Origin of the sequence: Tunturiibacter empetritectus (assembly GCF_014201375.1) — a bacterium.
GTDB lineage: Bacteria > Acidobacteriota > Terriglobia > Terriglobales > Acidobacteriaceae > Edaphobacter > Edaphobacter lichenicola_D.
Map to the genome: position 1 here is coordinate 1 of NZ_JACHDZ010000008.1, position 17199 is coordinate 17199.

At 56.7% G+C, this 17199-nt stretch carries 13 protein-coding genes and 3 pseudogenes; 9 read left to right on the forward strand and 7 right to left on the reverse strand.

Annotation, left to right across the window (positions count from 1 at the left end):
• A pseudogene (locus HDF10_RS18900) lies at positions 1–407 on the reverse strand (sugar kinase); the annotation flags it as partial.
• A 538-nt stretch (positions 408–945) separates the two neighbouring features.
• On the opposite strand from HDF10_RS18900, the gene HDF10_RS21085 reads away from it, so the two are divergent.
• From HDF10_RS21085 to HDF10_RS18920, 7 genes and pseudogenes are all read left to right on the forward strand, one after another.
• Entirely contained in the window at positions 946–1161 is a 216-nt protein-coding gene (locus HDF10_RS21085; protein WP_260178026.1) for a sodium:solute symporter family transporter, read from the forward strand.
• A 32-nt stretch (positions 1162–1193) separates the two neighbouring features.
• Positions 1194–1466, forward strand: a complete 273-nt coding sequence (locus HDF10_RS21090; protein WP_311732825.1) for a sodium:solute symporter family transporter — start codon at positions 1194–1196, stop codon at positions 1464–1466.
• Positions 1467–1488: 22 nt separating this feature from the next.
• Positions 1489–2502, forward strand: coding sequence for a sodium:solute symporter family transporter (locus HDF10_RS21095; protein ID WP_260178013.1), 1014 nt, complete (start codon positions 1489–1491; stop codon positions 2500–2502).
• A 58-nt stretch (positions 2503–2560) separates the two neighbouring features.
• Entirely contained in the window at positions 2561–2779 is a 219-nt protein-coding gene (locus HDF10_RS18910) for a hypothetical protein (protein WP_183816249.1), read from the forward strand.
• Positions 2780–3589: 810 nt separating this feature from the next.
• Complete coding sequence (locus tag HDF10_RS21100) at positions 3590–4141, forward strand: apurinic/apyrimidinic endonuclease family protein (protein ID WP_260178014.1); 552 nt, start codon at positions 3590–3592, stop codon at positions 4139–4141.
• Between the two features lie 232 nt (positions 4142–4373).
• Positions 4374–4511 carry a beta-galactosidase gene (locus tag HDF10_RS21105; RefSeq protein ID WP_260178015.1) on the forward strand — a complete coding sequence of 46 codons (138 nt, stop codon included), beginning with the start codon at positions 4374–4376 and terminating at the stop codon, positions 4509–4511.
• Positions 4511–5383: pseudogene (locus HDF10_RS18920) on the forward strand (beta-galactosidase). The gene HDF10_RS21105 and the pseudogene HDF10_RS18920 overlap by 1 nt, the downstream one beginning before the upstream one ends.
• 21 nt (positions 5384–5404) lie before the next feature.
• On the opposite strand, the gene HDF10_RS18925 reads toward HDF10_RS18920, so the two are convergent.
• From HDF10_RS18925 to HDF10_RS18945, 6 genes and pseudogenes are all read right to left on the reverse strand, one after another.
• A complete protein-coding gene (locus HDF10_RS18925) occupies positions 5405–6052 on the reverse strand; it encodes a glycoside hydrolase family 31 protein (RefSeq protein ID WP_183816251.1) in 648 nt (215 codons plus the stop codon).
• Positions 6052–6150 carry a hypothetical protein gene (locus HDF10_RS21490; RefSeq protein ID WP_406706800.1) on the reverse strand — a complete coding sequence of 33 codons (99 nt, stop codon included), beginning with the start codon at positions 6148–6150 and terminating at the stop codon, positions 6052–6054. The genes HDF10_RS18925 and HDF10_RS21490 overlap by 1 nt, the downstream gene beginning before the upstream one ends.
• Before the next feature lie 89 nt (positions 6151–6239).
• Positions 6240–7220 (reverse strand): annotated as a pseudogene (locus tag HDF10_RS18930) (TIM-barrel domain-containing protein); the annotation flags it as partial.
• 565 nt (positions 7221–7785) lie between these two features.
• Positions 7786–9927, reverse strand: coding sequence for a beta-L-arabinofuranosidase domain-containing protein (locus tag HDF10_RS18935; protein ID WP_260178016.1), 2142 nt, complete (start codon positions 9925–9927; stop codon positions 7786–7788).
• A complete protein-coding gene (locus tag HDF10_RS18940; RefSeq protein WP_260178017.1) occupies positions 9839–10843 on the reverse strand; it encodes an alpha/beta hydrolase in 1005 nt (334 codons plus the stop codon). The genes HDF10_RS18935 and HDF10_RS18940 overlap by 89 nt, the downstream gene beginning before the upstream one ends.
• A gap of 258 nt (positions 10844–11101) precedes the next feature.
• Positions 11102–12679 carry an alpha-N-arabinofuranosidase gene (locus HDF10_RS18945; protein ID WP_221271894.1) on the reverse strand — a complete coding sequence of 526 codons (1578 nt, stop codon included), beginning with the start codon at positions 12677–12679 and terminating at the stop codon, positions 11102–11104.
• A 281-nt stretch (positions 12680–12960) separates the two neighbouring features.
• Here HDF10_RS18945 and HDF10_RS18950 point away from each other — a divergent pair, with 281 nt between their 5' ends.
• Together HDF10_RS18950 and HDF10_RS18955 are read left to right on the forward strand one after the other, a co-directional pair.
• Positions 12961–14217, forward strand: coding sequence for an alpha/beta hydrolase-fold protein (locus tag HDF10_RS18950; RefSeq protein ID WP_183816257.1), 1257 nt, complete (start codon positions 12961–12963; stop codon positions 14215–14217).
• 120 nt (positions 14218–14337) lie between these two features.
• Positions 14338–17022, forward strand: a complete 2685-nt coding sequence (locus HDF10_RS18955; RefSeq protein ID WP_183816434.1) for a glycoside hydrolase family 3 C-terminal domain-containing protein — start codon at positions 14338–14340, stop codon at positions 17020–17022.
• Positions 17023–17199 lie beyond the last annotated feature (177 nt).

Here is a 17199-nt window from a genome sequence, read left to right on the forward strand (position 1 = left end):
TCGGGATCCGAGAAGATGCTGATCTCTTCGTGCGCGAGCATACGACCGTTGAGGTCGATAATGGCAAGGATTGCTCTGCGGGGCCGAAGGTCGGCGACCAACATCACGAGGTTGTCGTTGAGGGAGAGCATGGTCGGGCGGCGGCCGCGCGGCCTGCGGGCTACGGCGCCCTCAACAATCCAAGTCTCCTGTAGGAGCTGCTCGACGATATTAGAGACGGTGCTAGGCTGCAACCCAGAGACTCGTGAGAGATCGGCACGCGAGATGGGCTGTTTGGAACGAACGATCTCCAGCACGATGTCGCGGTTGATGTCGCGAGCGATCTCGCTCGATGCGAGCTCTACATAGGCGAGGTCGACGGGCCTAAAACCTTTGTCAACGTGCTCTGTTCTTCCTTTAGCAGACATGGTGAGCTCGCACGAGCTGAGAGTTCATTAGTACTCCATAGCGGGAGTGGTGCTGCTCCCATAAATTGCCGTATCTCGACTTTGCATAGATGTGCGTAAGTATCCTTGAGTTAATAAATCGTAGGAACTATTTCGTCGGGATCCAGTATAGCTGCGCCCCGCTGCTATTTATAGAGATAAGTGGAGTGATCTCTAAAGAGATCCGTAGAAAACCGGCAAACACCTAATTATGTGAGGCAGAGCGATGATATGGATTTGGCACAAACGGATCTTCATTGCAACTTTGCAGACTAATCGATATAGTTCGCGTCGCGAGCAAAATACTGTTCCATGACGCTTCATCTACTTCTGGAAGGCTCTTCGTATCCTAATGCTTTCTGTCGCTTCTAACCTATCTCTACTCGGCGCCCAGCTGACGCGACTTAATTTAATCGACGTCCTGATCCTGCTGCTCTACTTTGCTTTGGTTATCTTCATTGGGTTTTATATGACGGGGTCCACTAGCCCGAGCGAAGAGTTCTTTCTTGCTGGAAGGGAGATGTCGGCGTGGGTCGCTAGGCGGAGCTTCGTGTCAGCGAACCTGGGCTCGCTGGAGCTGATGGGATGGGCAGGAGCAGCCTATCAATACGGGATGCTCGCAACCCATTGGTACTGGATCGGCGCGATTCCGGCAATGCTGTTTCTGGGCATCGTAATGATTTGCCGTTCTACCACATCTCGAAGACACACTCTGTACCGGGTTATCTGCAACTGAGGTTTGGCGAGGGCACGAGAGCGCTGAGCGCAGTGTCGTTTGCCTTGATGACGATCCTTATGAGCGGAGTGAATATGTACGCCATGGCTGTCGTGATGCAGACAGTGCTTGGCTGGAATCTGACTTTCTCGATCTGGGTAGGCGCGGGGACAGTAGCGCTGTGCGTGATGCTCGGGGGCCTGCGCTCGGCCATCATCAATGAGGTGCAGCAGTTTGTTTTGATATGGGCGGGGGCAGCGACCATTCCAATTTTGGGGCTGATCGAGGCCCATGGCTGGACCAATCGCAGATTGCGACGAACGTAGGGAACGCCAACCATACACACCTATGGAACACGCTCGGAGGGTTCAAGGACAATCCGATGGGCGTGCACTGGACGGGCATCGTCTTTGGCCTGGGTTTGTCATCAGCTTCGGCTACTGGACGACGGATTTTCTTGTGGTGCAGCGTGTGTTGAGTGCCAATAGCCTCCGCTCCGCAAAGATGGCGCCTGTGATCGGCGCGGCGGTCAAGATGGCAGTTCCGCTAATCGTGATCCTGCCTGGCCTGATCGCGCTTGGATTGCACAATGCGGATGGCTCCATGGTGTTCCACTTGGTGCCCGGGAGTGTAGCGAAGGCGACCGGACAGCATAGCTATGACGATGTACTGCCGTTGATGTTGATACGCTATTGTGGCCCGGGACTCTTAGGACTTGGAATCACGGCCTTGATAGCGGGCTTTATGAGCGGCATGGCGGGCAACATCAGCGCATTCTCGACCGTCTGGACCCACGACCTCTACGGCGCCTTCATCAACAAAAAAGCGTCGGACAGGCACTACGTCGCGATGGGGCGATGGTCAACGGTCATCGGCATGCTGGTGTCGATTGCAACAGCGTACCTTGTGATGAACGCAGCGTCGATTATGGATTATGTGCAGGCTCTATTCAGCTTTTTTATAGCGCCGCTCTTTGGCACTGTCATCTTGGGTATGCTTTGGAAGAGGGCGACGAGGGCCGGAGGATTCTGGGGGCTGCTCTGCGGGACGGTGGCTTCAATAGGGATGTTTGTGTGGGTCCGCATAAACGCCGACGGTCTGCGATACATCGCGATAAGTTCCGATGCCCGTCCAATGGCGGAGAACCTCTATCACGCGCTGTGGAGTTGGCTGATCTGTGTCGGAGTTACAGTGATTGTCAGCCTGATGACGAAGCCAATACCTACCGCGCAGCTTTCGGGGCTGGTGTACGGAGTCACTCCGCTACCGAGCGATGGGGCTGCAACTCTCTGGCAAAAGCCAGCCTTCTGGGCAGTTGTTGTTATCGTTGTGTTCTTCATCCTGAACATAGTGTTTTTCTAGAAGCGAAATGCGAGGAGCTGCGATGACAGAGGATCGTCCTCACGAATTGGAAGGGTAGATGGCCAGAGCGAAGCTCTCCATCTGGTTTTTTTGCGGCATCCTAATGCTGGCTGATGGTGTGGTTTTGTTGGGTCAAGGTATTTTCGAACACTTCGGACATGCCCCCGCAACAGTTTTGGCGAATCTGCAGCCGACGCTCTGGTGGGCCGTTCTCCTAACCCTGTTCGAAACGTTCTACACTGTGCGGTTCCGGCCTTCGACGCACTCGGTGGATTAAGTTTATGTGCAGTACACAGCACAAAACACACGTTTATTTTGGGGTATATATGGGTCAATCGATTTATGGCAACTTTCCGACCGTCCGATATGAGGGAGCCGAGAGCACATCCGACCTGGCGTACCGCTGGTACGATGCGGACCGAACAGCGTTGGGAAAGCCGCCCCGCGAGCATCTGCGTTGTGCAGTCGTTTACTGGCACAGTCCGGCGATGAACAGTAGCGATCCATTTGGCGCGCCGACGATTCGTCGTCCGTGGATGGACCGCAGCGATGAGATGCAGGCGGCACAGGATAAGGCTGACGCTGCATCGATCTGTTTCGTGTTCTTGATCTTCCCTTCTACACGTTCCATGACCGCGATGTCACTCCCGAGGACGGAACCCTGCGGGAATCCATTGCCAATCTTCACAGCATGTCGGATTACCTGGCGAAGAAGATGGAGTCGTCAAAGACACGGTTGCTGTGGGGGACGGCGAACCTGTTCAGTCATCCGCGATTATGTCTGGCGCCGCAACCAACCCAGACCCCGAAGTCTTTGCTTACAGTGCGACGACGATCAAGCATTGCATGGACGTCACGATGAGACTGGGTGGCGCAAACTACGTGCTACGGGGCGGACGCGAAGGCTACGAGACGCTGCTGAACACAAGTCGAAACATGAGTTGGAGCAGATGGGCCGCATGCTTGCGTTGGTGGTCGAATACAAACACAAGATCGGATTAATGGTCAGATATTGCTAGAACCGAAGCCGAAGGAGCCAACCGCACATCAATATGACTTTGATGCGGCGACCGTGTACGGGTTCTTGATGAGATTCCGCCTTGAAAGCGAAGTAAAAGTAAACCTCGAGGGGAATCATGCGTTGCTGGCGGGTCACACCTTCGAGCATGAGATTGCTACTGCCGCTGACCTTGGGATTCTCGGTTCGCTCGATATTAACCGCGGCGATCCGTTGCTTGGTTGGGACACGGATCAGTTTCCGGTAGATCTGTATTCGATGACCCTTGCGATGTATCACGTGATCCAGGCCGGGGGGCTCGGACAGGGCGGCATGAACTTCGATGCAAAGGTACGTAGGCAGTCGATCGAGCCTGAGGATCTGCTACACCCGCATATTGGTGGGGTGGATATGTGTGCTCGTGCTTTCCTCACCGCGGCGAAGATCCATGAAGAAGGACGTCTCGCTGAGATCGTGGGTGCCCGCTATGCAGGTTGGAATTTGCCGGAGAACCAGGCGATGCTTGCGGGCATGGAGTCGCTGGACGCAATCACTGCCCGAAGCGAAGAACGCAACCTCAATCCCCAGCCGCGATCGGGGCAGCAGGAGCACTTAGAAAACCTGATCAACCGTTACCTGTAGTCGAAGCAACATGCCGCATCGGACAGTGAATACCGATGTGGTCCTCAAGGAGTTCCGATGATTTTTCGGCGTTGGCTTACACGATCTGCATTCGTTTCCTGTTGACTTTGGGTGTTCCCGCTATTGCGCAGGTTCCGTTGCCAACAGACGCGCGACGTCTGCGTTGGGGCTCGGAGCGGCGTGGTATCCCGAGCAGTGGCCGGAGAGCCAATGGGATGCGGACCTCACGCTCATGAAACAGGCGCATATCAATTTTGTGCGCGTGGGTGAGTTTGCGTGGAGCGCCATGGAACCTCAAGAAGGCGAATTTCATTTTGAGTGGTTGCGGCAGGCGGTGCGGCGGCGGAACGGCATCACATCACAGTTGTAATGGGCACGCCATCCGCCGCGCCGCCAGCTTGGCTTACACAGAAATATCCCGAGACCCTGCGAACGATGGAGAACGGCAGAAAGGACGGGCATGGAAACCGTCAACAGTTCGACTGGAGCGATCCAAAATATCGGGAGTTGAGCCGGAGGGTCGCGGAGAAGATGGCGGAGGCATTCGGCCACGATGCTAATGTGATCGGCTGGCAGATTGACAACGAATACGCCAATGAGAGCTATGGGGCAACCACGCAGACTCAGTTTCAAAACTGGCTTCGCGCCAAGTATGGAACGCTTGAGAATCTGAACGCGCCGTGGACTACAGCTTATTAGAGTGAGACCTACCAGGACTGGAGCCAGATTCGATCGCCGGACATGGGGGCAACCCAGGCCTGATGCTCAACTGGAAGGAGTTCGTCTCCGATACATGGCGGAGTATCAGAAAATCAGTTGGATGCGATCCGTGCGCATACTGAGCCTCGACAGATGATCACGACCAACATGATGGGGTGGTTCGACGCGTACGATCACTACACCGTGGCGCAGGATCTGGACTTTGCTTCGTGAGACGATTATGTAGGAACGGGACATGTGGACCCGGCCCGCAATGGTGCAACACACGATTTGACTCGCGGATTTTTGCGAAAAAACTTCTAGGTGATGGAGACGCAGCCAGGCTTTGTGAACTGGCAGACAGACAACAATGCGCTCGACAAGGGCGAAGTTCGGGCTATGGCGTGGAATGCGATCGGGCATGGCTCGGAGGCAGTAGAGTACTGGCAGTCGCGGAGCGCCCTGAATGGACAGGAGCAACACCACGGTACGTTGATTGGGGCCGATGGGACACCCGTCAGCGTAGCGCACCCCCTCGCTTAGCGGGTCCGGCGCAGGCGCGGGTTACTTGATGGTTGCAGGAACTTCCTTGCCGTCGTAGCTGATTTCAGCGTTCGCCGCGTCGGTCACGTCAACGCCGACGCCGCGCCCGTCAGCAACGAGGACGACGCGGAATCTGCGATGTTCGACGATCCCCGGGAAGGATCCTTCGCGAGCGCCGATTGTCAGCGTGCCGGTGTGATCGTCCCAGCGAATTGGAATCACAGCGTGCTCGTCTTTCTCGTACTCGTAGCCGTCGCCTGCATCTTCGTAGAGATCGAATTTGCCATCGGCGCCGCGATAAATTCGGAGCTCGATGGGCCCTCCGGGATCCTGCGCGGCGTACTCGATTTGCGGACCCATTGGGACGATGGAACCCGCGCGCACGAAGAGGGGCATACGTTCAAGAGGCGCATCCGCTTCTACGTCCTGGCTGCCTTTGAGCGATTTGCCGGTCCAGAAGTCGTACCACGCAGGCGCCGCGGGAAGGTAAACGTTTCGTTTCGTTACATCGGCCTTCAACACGGGATTGACGAGGATGGCAGGACCAAACATGAACTCGTCCCCGAGATTCCATGTGTTGGGTTCGGTGCGCCAGTCCATCACGAGCGGCCGCTGGATGGTGTAGTTCTCGCTCGTCACTTTCCAGGCCAACGAGTAGATATAGGGCATCAGGCGGTAGCGGAGCTATCGTAGCTCACCAGAATGGGCTCGACTTTATCGAAGCTCCACAGCTCGTTGTGGGGCCGGTGACCGTGAGTGCGGAAGATGGGACAGAATGTGCCGAACTCAAACCAACGTGCATAGAGTTCCTGGAACGCGGGATCGGCAGAGGATCGTCGTGGGGCGGCCTATACCCACCGATATCGGTGGTCCAATATGGGGATCCGGACAGAGCGAAGTTGAGGCCGGCGGGGACCTGGCGGCTTAAGCCCCAGTAGATTCCGTAGACGTCTCCCGACCAAACAGTGGCGCCGACGCGCTGCTGGCCGAGGAATGCGGAGCGTGCAAGCAGGAAGACGCGCTTGCCGGGTTCCTGAGCTTTCCAGTGATCCTGGACACCGAAGGTGTGCGCAAGCGGGAAGACGTTGGTGAATTCGGCGCCATTGCCGATGGCGATCTGGCGGCTTCGGAGGATGGCGTCGCCCATGTGCGGCCAATATTCTTCGGGCTCGGCGCTATCCAGCCAGAATGCATCCCATCCCTGCGCCAGCAGTTTTCCGGGCAGGTGCTGCCAGTAGAGTTTGCGCGCCTCAGGGTTAGTGGCGTCGTAGACGTGTGCCTCGGAGACAAGTTCTTGCTTGTCGTCGAGGAGCTTGTATGTGTCGGATTGGGGATCGAGTAAACCCCAGACAGAGATCATGGCGTGCACGTTTTCTTTGTGCAGTGCTTCGAGATTCTGGGCTACGTCGTGATAGTTGGGATTAAAAATTGGATCGCCCTCGGTTTTCCACCAGAACCAATCCTGCACCATGGCGTCGAGCGGAATGTGTTCCTGGTGGTAGCGCTTTGCGATCTCGCGAATCTCGTCGAGCGATACGTAGCGATCCTTCGATTGAAAGAACCCGTAGGCCCACTTTGGCAGCAAGGGCGCGTGGCCGGTCATGGTGCGGTATCCGCGAACAATGCCGTCAATCGCCGGGCCGTAGAGAAAGTAGCAATCGATTGACCTGCCAGCGATTGAGGTCAGCTTCAGATCGAGCGGGAAGCGATTGTCGAAGATGGTGAGCGCTGCCGTGTTCCACATCAGCCCGTAGCCCTTGCTGGAAATCAGCAGAGGTATCGCGGCATCGGTGTTGTTTTGCCCCAGTTCCACCATGGCGCCGCGGTAGTTGAACATGCCGCCCTGGTGCTGACCAAGCCCGTAGAGCGCTTCCGTGATCGATGGGGAAAAGCGATCCGTAACGCGGTAGGTGTGATCGCCATTAAGCTCGATCGGTTCGTAGGTACGCGGGATGCTGTTGCCTTCGCTTAGAGCGATTCTCCGCCCAGTGTCCGAAACGTAAGGTTGCCGCGCTCGATGTTCACGGTGACTTCAAGTTGAGAGGTCTTTATGCTGGCCACTTTTGCATCTTGCACAAAGGTGAACGGCGCCCCCGGACATGATTGCTGTGCTTCGAGCATCCACGGGCGCGGCGAGGTGGGAGTGGAAGGTTCGGGCGTAGCCTGCCCGCAGTGGCGCGGAGGCCGTAACTCGTCTGTTCGATCTGCGCAGGTGGAGGGGCAACCGCCTTCTGGCCCGGCATTTGTGCCGCAATGCCGACAGTTCCTGACACGATCAGCAAGATCAGAATAGCTCGAATAAAATCCGGCGACACGCACCGCACCCCAACGCCTGCCCTCAATCCGAACTTCATTGGATTGCACGTTTCAATTCGCACATTCGCATCCCGCTCCTTTACAAGCTAAGTCCGCAGTTTAGAATCCCCGGTTTGCCAATAGATCGAGTAACGTTGATCTCGAATCTCGTACATCGGAATGAGATTGTATTTTTGGTCTTCGCCAGAGCATGTAAAATTCAGCTCCGTCGCGGATGCAACCTGAATCCAATGCTTCGTGTCCGTACCTTGTGCGCCGGCAACTTTTGGCATGGGAGATGACACGGGCAGATTCTGGGGAACGGTGTCACGGCCGTGAATGACTCGCATGGGGCCATCGGCCGGGGCCGGACCGAGATCGGCCGCAAGTACCAGCGGGCCGTAGAGCGCCGCGGCCACGGAGTCGTCGCCGGGCAAAGGCTCCTGGTGAAGCTTCATGGGGAGGTTGATGCTGATCGAGTCCCCATCTTGCCAGATTCTTCGAATGGAGAGATACGAGCCCGGGTCCGCTATCACTTCGATCACGCGGCCATTGATCTTTACCTCTGCATCTTCGTTTGTCCAGCCCGGAATGCGCACATGAATAGCCCGTGGCGCTGGCCTTGGAGACCTGACTTTGAGCGTTGTGCCTTTCTCATGCGGGAATTGCGTGGTCTGCTCCAGCCTAAAGCCTTCTTCCTTCCAATCAAGTGTGGATGCAATGAACTGGTTGACTAAGACATCGCTGTCACGGCGGAAGTAAATCGTGTTCGCCATCTTAGCGAATTCTTCAGCGCCCGTGCCGGTACAACACCAGAACGATTCCTCGGGTGAGTTGTACGCGCGCCAGTAGCCTGCCGCGAGCGGGAAGAAGTATTGCTTGAGGCCCTGCGCGTTTTGAGTGCCGAGCCTGCTATTGAAGAGGGCGCGCTCGTACTCATCCATCCAGCGCGCTTCTGCGGTCCAGCTGAAGACCTGGCGCTGGAGCTTCATGAGGTTGTAGGCCACGCAGCACTCCGCATTCGTCCATGCCAATGTGCCCTTGAGTTCATCCGCCGGAGTGGTCCAATGTTCGTCGAGACTCGTGTTGCCAATTGCGTAATTTCGCGCGCCGTGAACCTCGGCAAGGAAGTACTCTGCAATTTGACGATAGCGGCGATCCCCGGTGACTTCATACATGCGGGCCGCGCCGATGATTTTAGGAACGTGCGTGTTTGCGTGCAAGCCTTGTAGCTCATCGCGGCGCTCGGCGAGCGGATCAAGAAAACCAGGCTGCTCGAACAGATGAGCCGCCTGAATGTAGCGATCCTTTTTTGTTACCGCTGCCAGATTCACCAGCACTTCGTTCATGCCGCCGTATTCAGTGCGCAAGATCCGTAAGCGCTGATCGATGCTGAAATTCGCCATAAAATCCTGCGCCCACTGGGCCATGCCTTCGGCGATTTTGAGGGCGTCTGAATTGCCGGCGAGGAGGTACATATCGAGAAGACCGGCCATGATTTTGTGGAAGGTGTAAAAGGGCGCCCAGACTGGCCTGCCTTGGGCAAGGCGCTCGAAGAGTTCAGGTGGAAACGCGCTCAGATAGCCCGTTCCGATCTTTTGCTGGCATGCCGCGAGACCAGCAACGAGCTTATCGCCGCGCTCTTTCAAGTCGGCGTTTGCTGAACCCGCATTAGCCAGCGCCACAGCAGAAAGAAAGTGCCCTCCGGCAAAGTGGCCGCGCAGTTCGCAGGTTGGATCTTCCCAGCCTTTGTAGGGCATCGCGTTAGAGGAAATGCCAGCATTGAGGCGGAAAGTATGCAGGAGCCGGTCGACTGCGAGCGAGTCGAGGTAGCGTGCGTTGATTTCTTCCTGATCGCGGAACATGCCGGGCGACAAACGGACACAGGAGAGCGGGAAGGGTTCGAGCCTTCCCGAAGAGGGCCGGAGTTGCTGAGCAGACAGGGCCAGAGCGGCCGTCGAGGATGCAACCATGCAGAAGCCGCCGGCACTGACGGACGTCTTGAGAAAGTCGCGGCGAGATCGATTCGTCATGGCGGATTTCCTCCACATTCTGCTTACCGGCAATCTGCCCTGAAGCACAAGTTCTTGCTGAAGAACGGCATCACGTTGATTCTGAAAGCGATCGGCGACTGCACTCACGTGAGTGCCTGAGTAGATCTCAAAACTGTTCTCGATCCCGTAGGTATCGAGGATATCGTGCAGCTTGGTGGCATCGTACCGCAGGCCGTCCTGATCGCCTACGTCCATAGCGATGGCGCGGTACTTGCTTCAGATTGCCGATGTACTGATCGACAAAGGCGAGTGGTGAGTTAGCCGTGTATTTCGCTACGATCTCGGGCTGCGGAAGACCGTCCTTGCTTGGCAGATCGAAGTAGAGCGGAGGTTTCTTTGGATTGGGCGCCCACGCCGCTGCCGTCGCATACTGGGCGGCGGCGAAGCCAGGCGCCTCTGCAGCCAAGTCTGCGGGAGACTTGGCCGCGGGAACCTTCTTCTCGCTGGCAATCGCCCGCTCCTTGATCTGATCGGCGGAGCCTGGGCCGCCTCCGACCATCGAAGACATGCAGCAGGGACTCAAGATATAGAGAGCGCCGAATACGTCGGGATGCTTCATGCCGATGCGCGACGCACCATAGCCGCCCATGGAATGGCCGGCGAGGCCACGGCTGGTACGCTGTGGAATAGTGCGGTAATGCACGTCTATGTAGGCCACGACGTCACGCGCGATGTAATTCTCAAAGTCACCGGTAGTGACCGAACTCGAATACATCGAACCGTTGTAGATGGTCTTGGAATCCGGCAAGACGACAATCATCTCCTGAGCGCCTTTTGCGAAAGCGCCTTCGACGGTCTCGGGTACGTGGATTTCGCGCGTCCACTGCTCCGCGCCAATGGAGTAACCGTGCAACGCGTAAACGACGGAGTAGCGGCGCTTCTTATCCTTCTGGTAGCTGGGCGGCAAGAAGACGATGACATCGCGATCGACCGCGTCGCCTTCGAGATTGCCTTCGAGCGCCGTGCCGTGAACCTTGATGTGCTCTACTGCGACGGGCTTTGCACCGGGAATGATGTCGGGAATATTAGTCTCCACCCGGGCCATGAGCCCTGATCCCGACGTAACGGCCAATGTCATTGCACATGCAAGTAACAGCTTCGTTGATTTCATCTCGACCCTCCCTCGAAAGATCTGGCTACTGCAACGGGGAATAATAAATGCTCATACTGAAGCGGCACAGGGCAGCGCAAGCAGCAGGATATATACCGTCCGGTGCAGGGAAAGCGTTTTCGCGAACGCTGGCTTTTGGAACGAGTGCATGGTCCGTTTTCTCCTGATACTGGATGGAGCAAAATGCCGTTGGGCGATCGGCGGCTGTCGTTGAAAAGCGAGGATGGTCCGAGGCTCTCAATCGAGCGCGTCTCGCAATTACGGCTCAATCGAAACGACAGTCAGAGATCGAGGCGCTACCGTCAGTGAAAGCTTGCCGTTCTGTAACTTCACCGCTGCAGGTTTCGGCGTAACTGTAATTGGGGATTCAAAGGTGTTCGTGCTGTCGACTGACGGAGCCGTTAACGTTTCTGCCTTGGCCGACTTTGCCACAATGCCGGTCAAGTCGGCGTCGACAACCGCGGGGTTCTCCGCGTCGAGATTGGTGATCTCAAGCAACAGCTTTCCATCCGTGCTCTTCGCAGCGATCGCGTCGACCCGCGGCAGGGATGCACCGCCGTGCGTGTAGGCGCCCGCATCGAAGACGATGGGAATAAGCGCGGCGTCCTGAAACGGAACGTACATTTTGTAGACGTAGTAGGTGGGCGTCAGAACCATCTGCTCCTTGTCCGTAAGGATCATTGCCTGGAGCACGTTGATCATCTGGGCGATGTTGGCCATGCGGACGCGATCGGCGTGACGAGCGAAGATGTTCAGGTTGAGCGAGGCGAGTATAGCGTCGCGGACGCTGTTCTGCTGCACGAGGAAAGCAGGGTTGGAGCCGGAGAGCGGCGCGTGCCAGGCACCCCACTCATCCACAGTTAGGGTCACCTTTTTCTCCGGGTCGTATTTGTCCATCACAGCCTCCTGCTTGCGCAGGAACTCATCCATGAAGAGCGTCGATTTAAGGGTCTTCATGTAGTCGTCTACTCCGAACTTCTCGGAGTTGGTTGAGGGTGGCCAGCCGTTGGGAACGGTGTACCAGTGCAGGGAAACGCCGTTGATATCCCAGGCCCAGGTGTGCTTCTTCCATGCTTTCATCACGGCTTCAGTCCATTCAGTGTCTGGCGTACCTGGACCCACTGCGATCTTCAGCATCTGGTCCTTGCCGTGCTGCGCCGGATTCATATTGAGCACGAAGCGGCTGTACACCTTCATCAGGCTCACGTAGTAGTCGGGAGTCATCGCGCCGCCGCAGTCCCAACTCTCGTTACCGATGCCGAGAAATCCGACTTTGTAGGGCTCGGGATGACCATTGGCAGCACGTTCTTTGGCGAGCGCCGTCGGCGCTGCGGCGGTCATGTATTCCAACCACTCGGCCGCTTCCTGGGGAGTCCCTGAACCAACGTTGACGGACACGTACGGTGTGCTGCCTATCTGCTGGATGAAGTCCATGAACTCGTCGGTGCCGAAGACATTCGTATCAATCACGTCGCCCCATGCCGAGTTCACGGTAGCCGGGCGCTTGTCCGCCGGGCCGATTCCCTTGCGCCAGTGGTACTGGTCGGCAAAGCAGCCCCCCGGCCAGCGGACATTTGGAACCTTTAGTTCACGCAGAGCCGCGACCACGTCATTGCGGATCCCACGAGTATTCGGAATAGAAGAATCGGGACCGACCCAGATTCCTTCATACAGCCCGTGTCCAAGATTCTCGGCGAACTGTCCGAAGAGGTTGCGATCGATCCTGGCTTCCGTCTTGGAGGCATCGATGGATAGATGGACGTCTTCCGCTTCCATAATCGGCAAAGGCATCATCGCAAACATGAGACCGAAACTCAGCAAATGCCTGCACTTCATGAATTTCTCCGCGAGACAAAAGAAATAACTGGAAATGGTCGAACAAGGACATGATCCATCCAAGCCAGCGTTGTGTCCATGATTTGAGAATATATCGAATAAATTGGTGTACTTAGTTAAGAAATGTGATTATTCTTCGAGAATCTTGGTCCAGCAAAATGGCGCCGTTCTTGAATCGAAGCATACACGTCGCCGAGGCGCAGGAGTCACCGGGGGAATGCTTTCGATCCCGGTCCTTTCAAAAGCAATTGAGAGGCCGTTCCAGGCATGAAGAGGATTTGATGAAGAGAATTGCGGTCGCAATACTTCTGCTTTCAAGCTATTGCTTCGCACAAACCACCGATGGGTTCGCGCCTGCCTTGACCGATGTGTGGGGCGCGGAGTACCCACGCGTCGACGCCAGCGGACGAGCCGAGTTCCGCATCAAGGCCCCTAACGCCACGGCTGTGAAGCTCAACTTCTGGAGCAATCCTAAACTCGACATGGTAAAGGGCTCCGACGGGCTCTGGACCGCCACCACTCCTCCTCTCGTGCCCGGCTTTCACTACTACAACTTCGTCATCGACGGAGTGGATGTGAACGATGCGGGAAGCCATGCCGTATACGGCGGGGGCAGGGACGCCAGCGGCATCGAGATTCCCGAACCAGGGGCAACATACTACCTTCCCCAGGATGTTCCGCACGGCGGCGTGCGCGAGATAGGGTATTTCTCTAAGATCACGGGGAGCTGGCGGCATGCCGTCCTTTATCTGCCGCCGGGTTACGACACTCAGACTAAGATGCGCTATCCCGTGCTTTATCTTCAGCACGGCGGCGGTGAAGATGAGACCGGCTGGATCAAGCAAGGCCATGCCAACTTCATCCTCGACAACCTGATTGCGAGCGGAGCCTCGAAGCCGATGATTATCGTGATGGCCTACGGCTATGCTCGGCGTGTGGGTCACCCTGACCCGGACCTGACAGGAAAGCCCTTCGGCTCGCCGGAGATGATGAAAGCAATGCAGGAGATGTCGCAGACCTTTGAGGGCGATCTGACCCAGGCTCTGATTCCTTACATCGATTCGAACTTCAGGACTAGGGCCGACCGCGAGCATCGCGCGATGGCCGGGCTCTCGATGGGGGGCATGCAGACCTTCCTGGTCACATTCGATCACCTTGACCTCTTCTCGTACATTGGAGGCTTCAGCGGAGCGGGCGGAATGATGATGATGCGCAGCAACGAGAAGCCCGACATGAAAACAGCCTTCAACGGCGCTCTGGCCGACCCGACAGCATTTGCAAAGAAGGTGCACCTACTCTGGATTGGCGTGGGAGCCGAGGAACCGGAACAGATGCATGCCGGCATCGTGAGACTGCATGACTCGTTGACGGAAGCGAACGTCAAGCACGTCTTTTATGAGTCGCCGGGCACCGCTCATGAGTGGCAGACGTGGCGCCGCGACCTGAAAGATTTCGCGCCGCGGCTGTTCCAGGCGGGGGGCAACCGGCCGTGGCAGCGCGGTAAAGCGACGCAGAAGAACGCAAGTTTGAAGTTGTGATGGTCTGTGTATTGTGATTCGCATGCAAGCTTTTTTTGAGGAAAGATACGTCAGCCGGAAGACAGCCAGCCTATGTCCCAACTTGAGGTTCAAAACATGAACAAATGCATGACGCAAATGATGCAAAGATTTGTCCTGGTAACTGGATCGCTTTTCTTTGCCTTGGCCGTACAGACCGTGGTCGCTCAAGGTGCAGCGACTCTCCCTTATTTGGACACCAAAGCGACTCTCCCTTATTTGGATACCAATTTGACGCCTGAACAAAGGGCTGCCGACTTGGTGCACCGGATGACTCTCGCCGAGAAGGCCTCGGAGATGCAGAACAATTCCGCTGCCGTTTCACGGCTCAACATTCCCGCATATCAATGGTGGAGCGAGGCCCTCCACGGCGTCATCAACGAGGGGGTAACCGAGTATCCCGAGCCCATCGGTCTCGCTGCCACGTTCGATGCACCGGGAATTCACACCATGGCGGCCCAGATTGGTATCGAGGGGCGCATCAAGCACGTGCAAAACATACGCGAAGGACATACGGGCATCATGGGAGGGCTCGATTTCTGGTCCCCAAATCTGAACATTTTTCGCGACCCGCGCTGGGGCCGGGGTCAGGAGACTTACGGCGAAGATCCATTCCTCACCGGCCGCATGGGCGTTGCATACGTGACCGGATTGCAGGGCGACAATCCGAAGTACTACCTGGCGATTGCGACACCAAAACACTATGCCGTGCATAGCGGGCCGGAGCCAACGCGGCATTTTGCCGACGTCGACGTCAGCAAACACGATCAGGTCGATACCTACGAGCCTGCCTTCCGCGCTGCCATAGTGGAAGGCAAAGCCGGCTCTGTGATGTGTGCGTACAACGCAATCAATGGCGAACCGGCATGCGCCAGCCAATACCTGCTCCAGGATCAATTGCGCGGCAAGTGGGGCTTCCAGGGTTATGTGGTTTCGGATTGCGACGCGGTTCGCGACGTCGCTGCCAATCATCGTTATCGTCCGACGCAGGCACAAGGCGCGGCTATCTCCGTCATCAGAGGCATGGATAACGAATGCGTCACCTTTACTTCAAGATTTGGAGAGCCCGTAGAAAAGGCCTATATCGATGCGGTGCAGGAGGGATACCTGCCTGAAAGCACACTCGACACAGCCCTCATCCGCTTGTTCACCGCTCGCATCAAGCTCGGCATGTTCGACCCGCCGGATATGGTCCCATTTACCAAGATCGATGAGAAGGAACTTGATAGTGCCGAACATCGCGCTCATGCTCGCAAACTCGCGAATGAGTCCATGGTCCTGCTGAAGAACGATGGTTTGCTTCCCCTCAATCCGGGAATCAAAAAGATCGCCGTCATTGGTCCGCTCGGCGACCAGACAAGCCCGCTGATCGGAAACTATGCAGGTCAGCCCACGCATATCGTCTCCATTCTCGAAGGCCTTCGCGCTGAGTTCCCGAACGCGGCTATAACATTTGTCCCTGGAACCCAGTTCCTGCGCACCGATGGAACCCCTGTGCCGGACAACCTTCTCACCACTCCCGATGGTAAGCCCGGCCTCAAGGCCGACTACAACGAAGGCATGACGAGAGACGGGCCGTCTCCCGAAGCGAGCACAACACCCCTGGCCAGCCGCACCGAGCCCAACGTCAAACTCACCGACAGCAATTTGCCGCCTGATATTGCCGGGAGAAAGGCTTTCGGCGTGCAATGGTCAGGATTTCTGACTCCAACGGAGTCGGGAGACTTCATCCTAGGAATTCGCTGCGAAGGCTTTGCCAGGCTTACAGTGGACGGCAAGCAGATAGCAGTGGCATTCGGTGGCGGCAGCACCCCCGCTGCGGGCGTCGGTCGCGTCCACCTTGAGAAGGGCCACAAGGTCGTCCTCAAGATCAGCTATGGCAGCACCAAGGGCAAGCGGCAAGCTGAGTTGATCTGGTCCGCGGTAAACAACGCGCCTTCGCCTGAAGCCATCAGTGCGGCGGAAAATGCGGACGTGGTCATCGCCGTCGTCGGCATCACGAGCCAGCTCGAGGGCGAGGAAATGCCCGTGAGTGAGCCGGGATTCCTCGGCGGAGATCGCACAAGCATCGATCTTCCCGGCCCCGAAGAAGAACTCGTCGAAGCCGTGGCAGCCACAGGTAAGCCGCTTGCCGTGATTCTCCTGAACGGCAGTGCACTGTCCGTCAACTGGATCAACGAGCATGCCAACGCCATACTGGAAGCATGGTACCCGGGGGAAGAGGGAGGAGCGGCAGTGGCTGAGACGCTGAGCGGCAAGAACAATCCTTCTGGCCGGCTGCCGATTACTTTCTATACCGGTGTCAGCCAGTTGCCAAACTTCGAGGACTACGGCATGGCGAACCGGACCTACCGCTACTTCGAGGCCAAACCACTCTATCCCTTCGGCTATGGGCTAAGCTATGCGACTTTTAAGTACAGCGACCTCAGTGTTTCGGTGCAGGCTGTGGCAGCGGGGCAGCCTGTGGTCGCCGATGTGACGGTGACCAACACAGGCAAAGTTGCAGGAGATGAAGTCGTGCAGGTCTATCTTAAGTTTCCCGCAGTGAAGGGTGCGCCGCTGATCGCGCTCCGCGGATTTCGAAGGGTTCATCTCCAGTCGGGTGCGAGCCAGAAGGTTCATTTCGACTTGAAGGACCGCGACTTGGGCATAGTCACCGAGGATGGGAACCCAATCGTCGCTCAAGGAGAATATACGATCAGCGTTGGCGGAGGCCAGCCGGACACAGGAGCGTCAGTAGTTACCGAGAAGTTCCGTATCGAAGGTCAAATCGCATTGCCAGATTGAGCGATACATCCGAAGGAGTCCAGGGCGCGGACACGTCTGGCGCAAACGCAGGCGTGCCGTATGAAGGCCACCTTACCCATCTTCTGGCAATCTGAGACGGTGTGCATTTCATGTACTTTTGAAGCAAAGGAGCAACTTGACTCAATCTGTGCTCAACCTAATCAGAGTGTGTTACTT

What these genes read in the sequence shown, in the direction of transcription:
- HDF10_RS18955 (WP_183816434.1), top strand. Translation starts at nt 14,338, where the DNA reads ATGCAAAGATTTGTCCTGGTAACTGGATCGCTTTTCTTTGCCTTGGCC.
- HDF10_RS18910 (WP_183816249.1), top strand. Translation starts at nt 2,561, where the DNA reads ATGGCCAGAGCGAAGCTCTCCATCTGGTTTTTTTGCGGCATCCTAATG.
- HDF10_RS21085 (WP_260178026.1), top strand. Translation starts at nt 946, where the DNA reads ATGTCGGCGTGGGTCGCTAGGCGGAGCTTCGTGTCAGCGAACCTGGGC.
- HDF10_RS18940 (WP_260178017.1), bottom strand. Translation starts at nt 10,843, where the DNA reads ATGAAATCAACGAAGCTGTTACTTGCATGTGCAATGACATTGGCCGTT.
- HDF10_RS18925 (WP_183816251.1), bottom strand. Translation starts at nt 6,052, where the DNA reads ATGCCCTATATCTACTCGTTGGCCTGGAAAGTGACGAGCGAGAACTAC.
- HDF10_RS18935 (WP_260178016.1), bottom strand. Translation starts at nt 9,927, where the DNA reads ATGGACGTAGGCGATCAGGACGGCCTGCGGTACGATGCCACCAAGCTG.
- HDF10_RS21100 (WP_260178014.1), top strand. Translation starts at nt 3,590, where the DNA reads ATGAGATTCCGCCTTGAAAGCGAAGTAAAAGTAAACCTCGAGGGGAAT.
- HDF10_RS21105 (WP_260178015.1), top strand. Translation starts at nt 4,374, where the DNA reads ATGAAACAGGCGCATATCAATTTTGTGCGCGTGGGTGAGTTTGCGTGG.
- HDF10_RS21095 (WP_260178013.1), top strand. Translation starts at nt 1,489, where the DNA reads ATGGAACACGCTCGGAGGGTTCAAGGACAATCCGATGGGCGTGCACTG.
- HDF10_RS18945 (WP_221271894.1), bottom strand. Translation starts at nt 12,679, where the DNA reads ATGAAGTGCAGGCATTTGCTGAGTTTCGGTCTCATGTTTGCGATGATG.
- HDF10_RS18950 (WP_183816257.1), top strand. Translation starts at nt 12,961, where the DNA reads ATGAAGAGAATTGCGGTCGCAATACTTCTGCTTTCAAGCTATTGCTTC.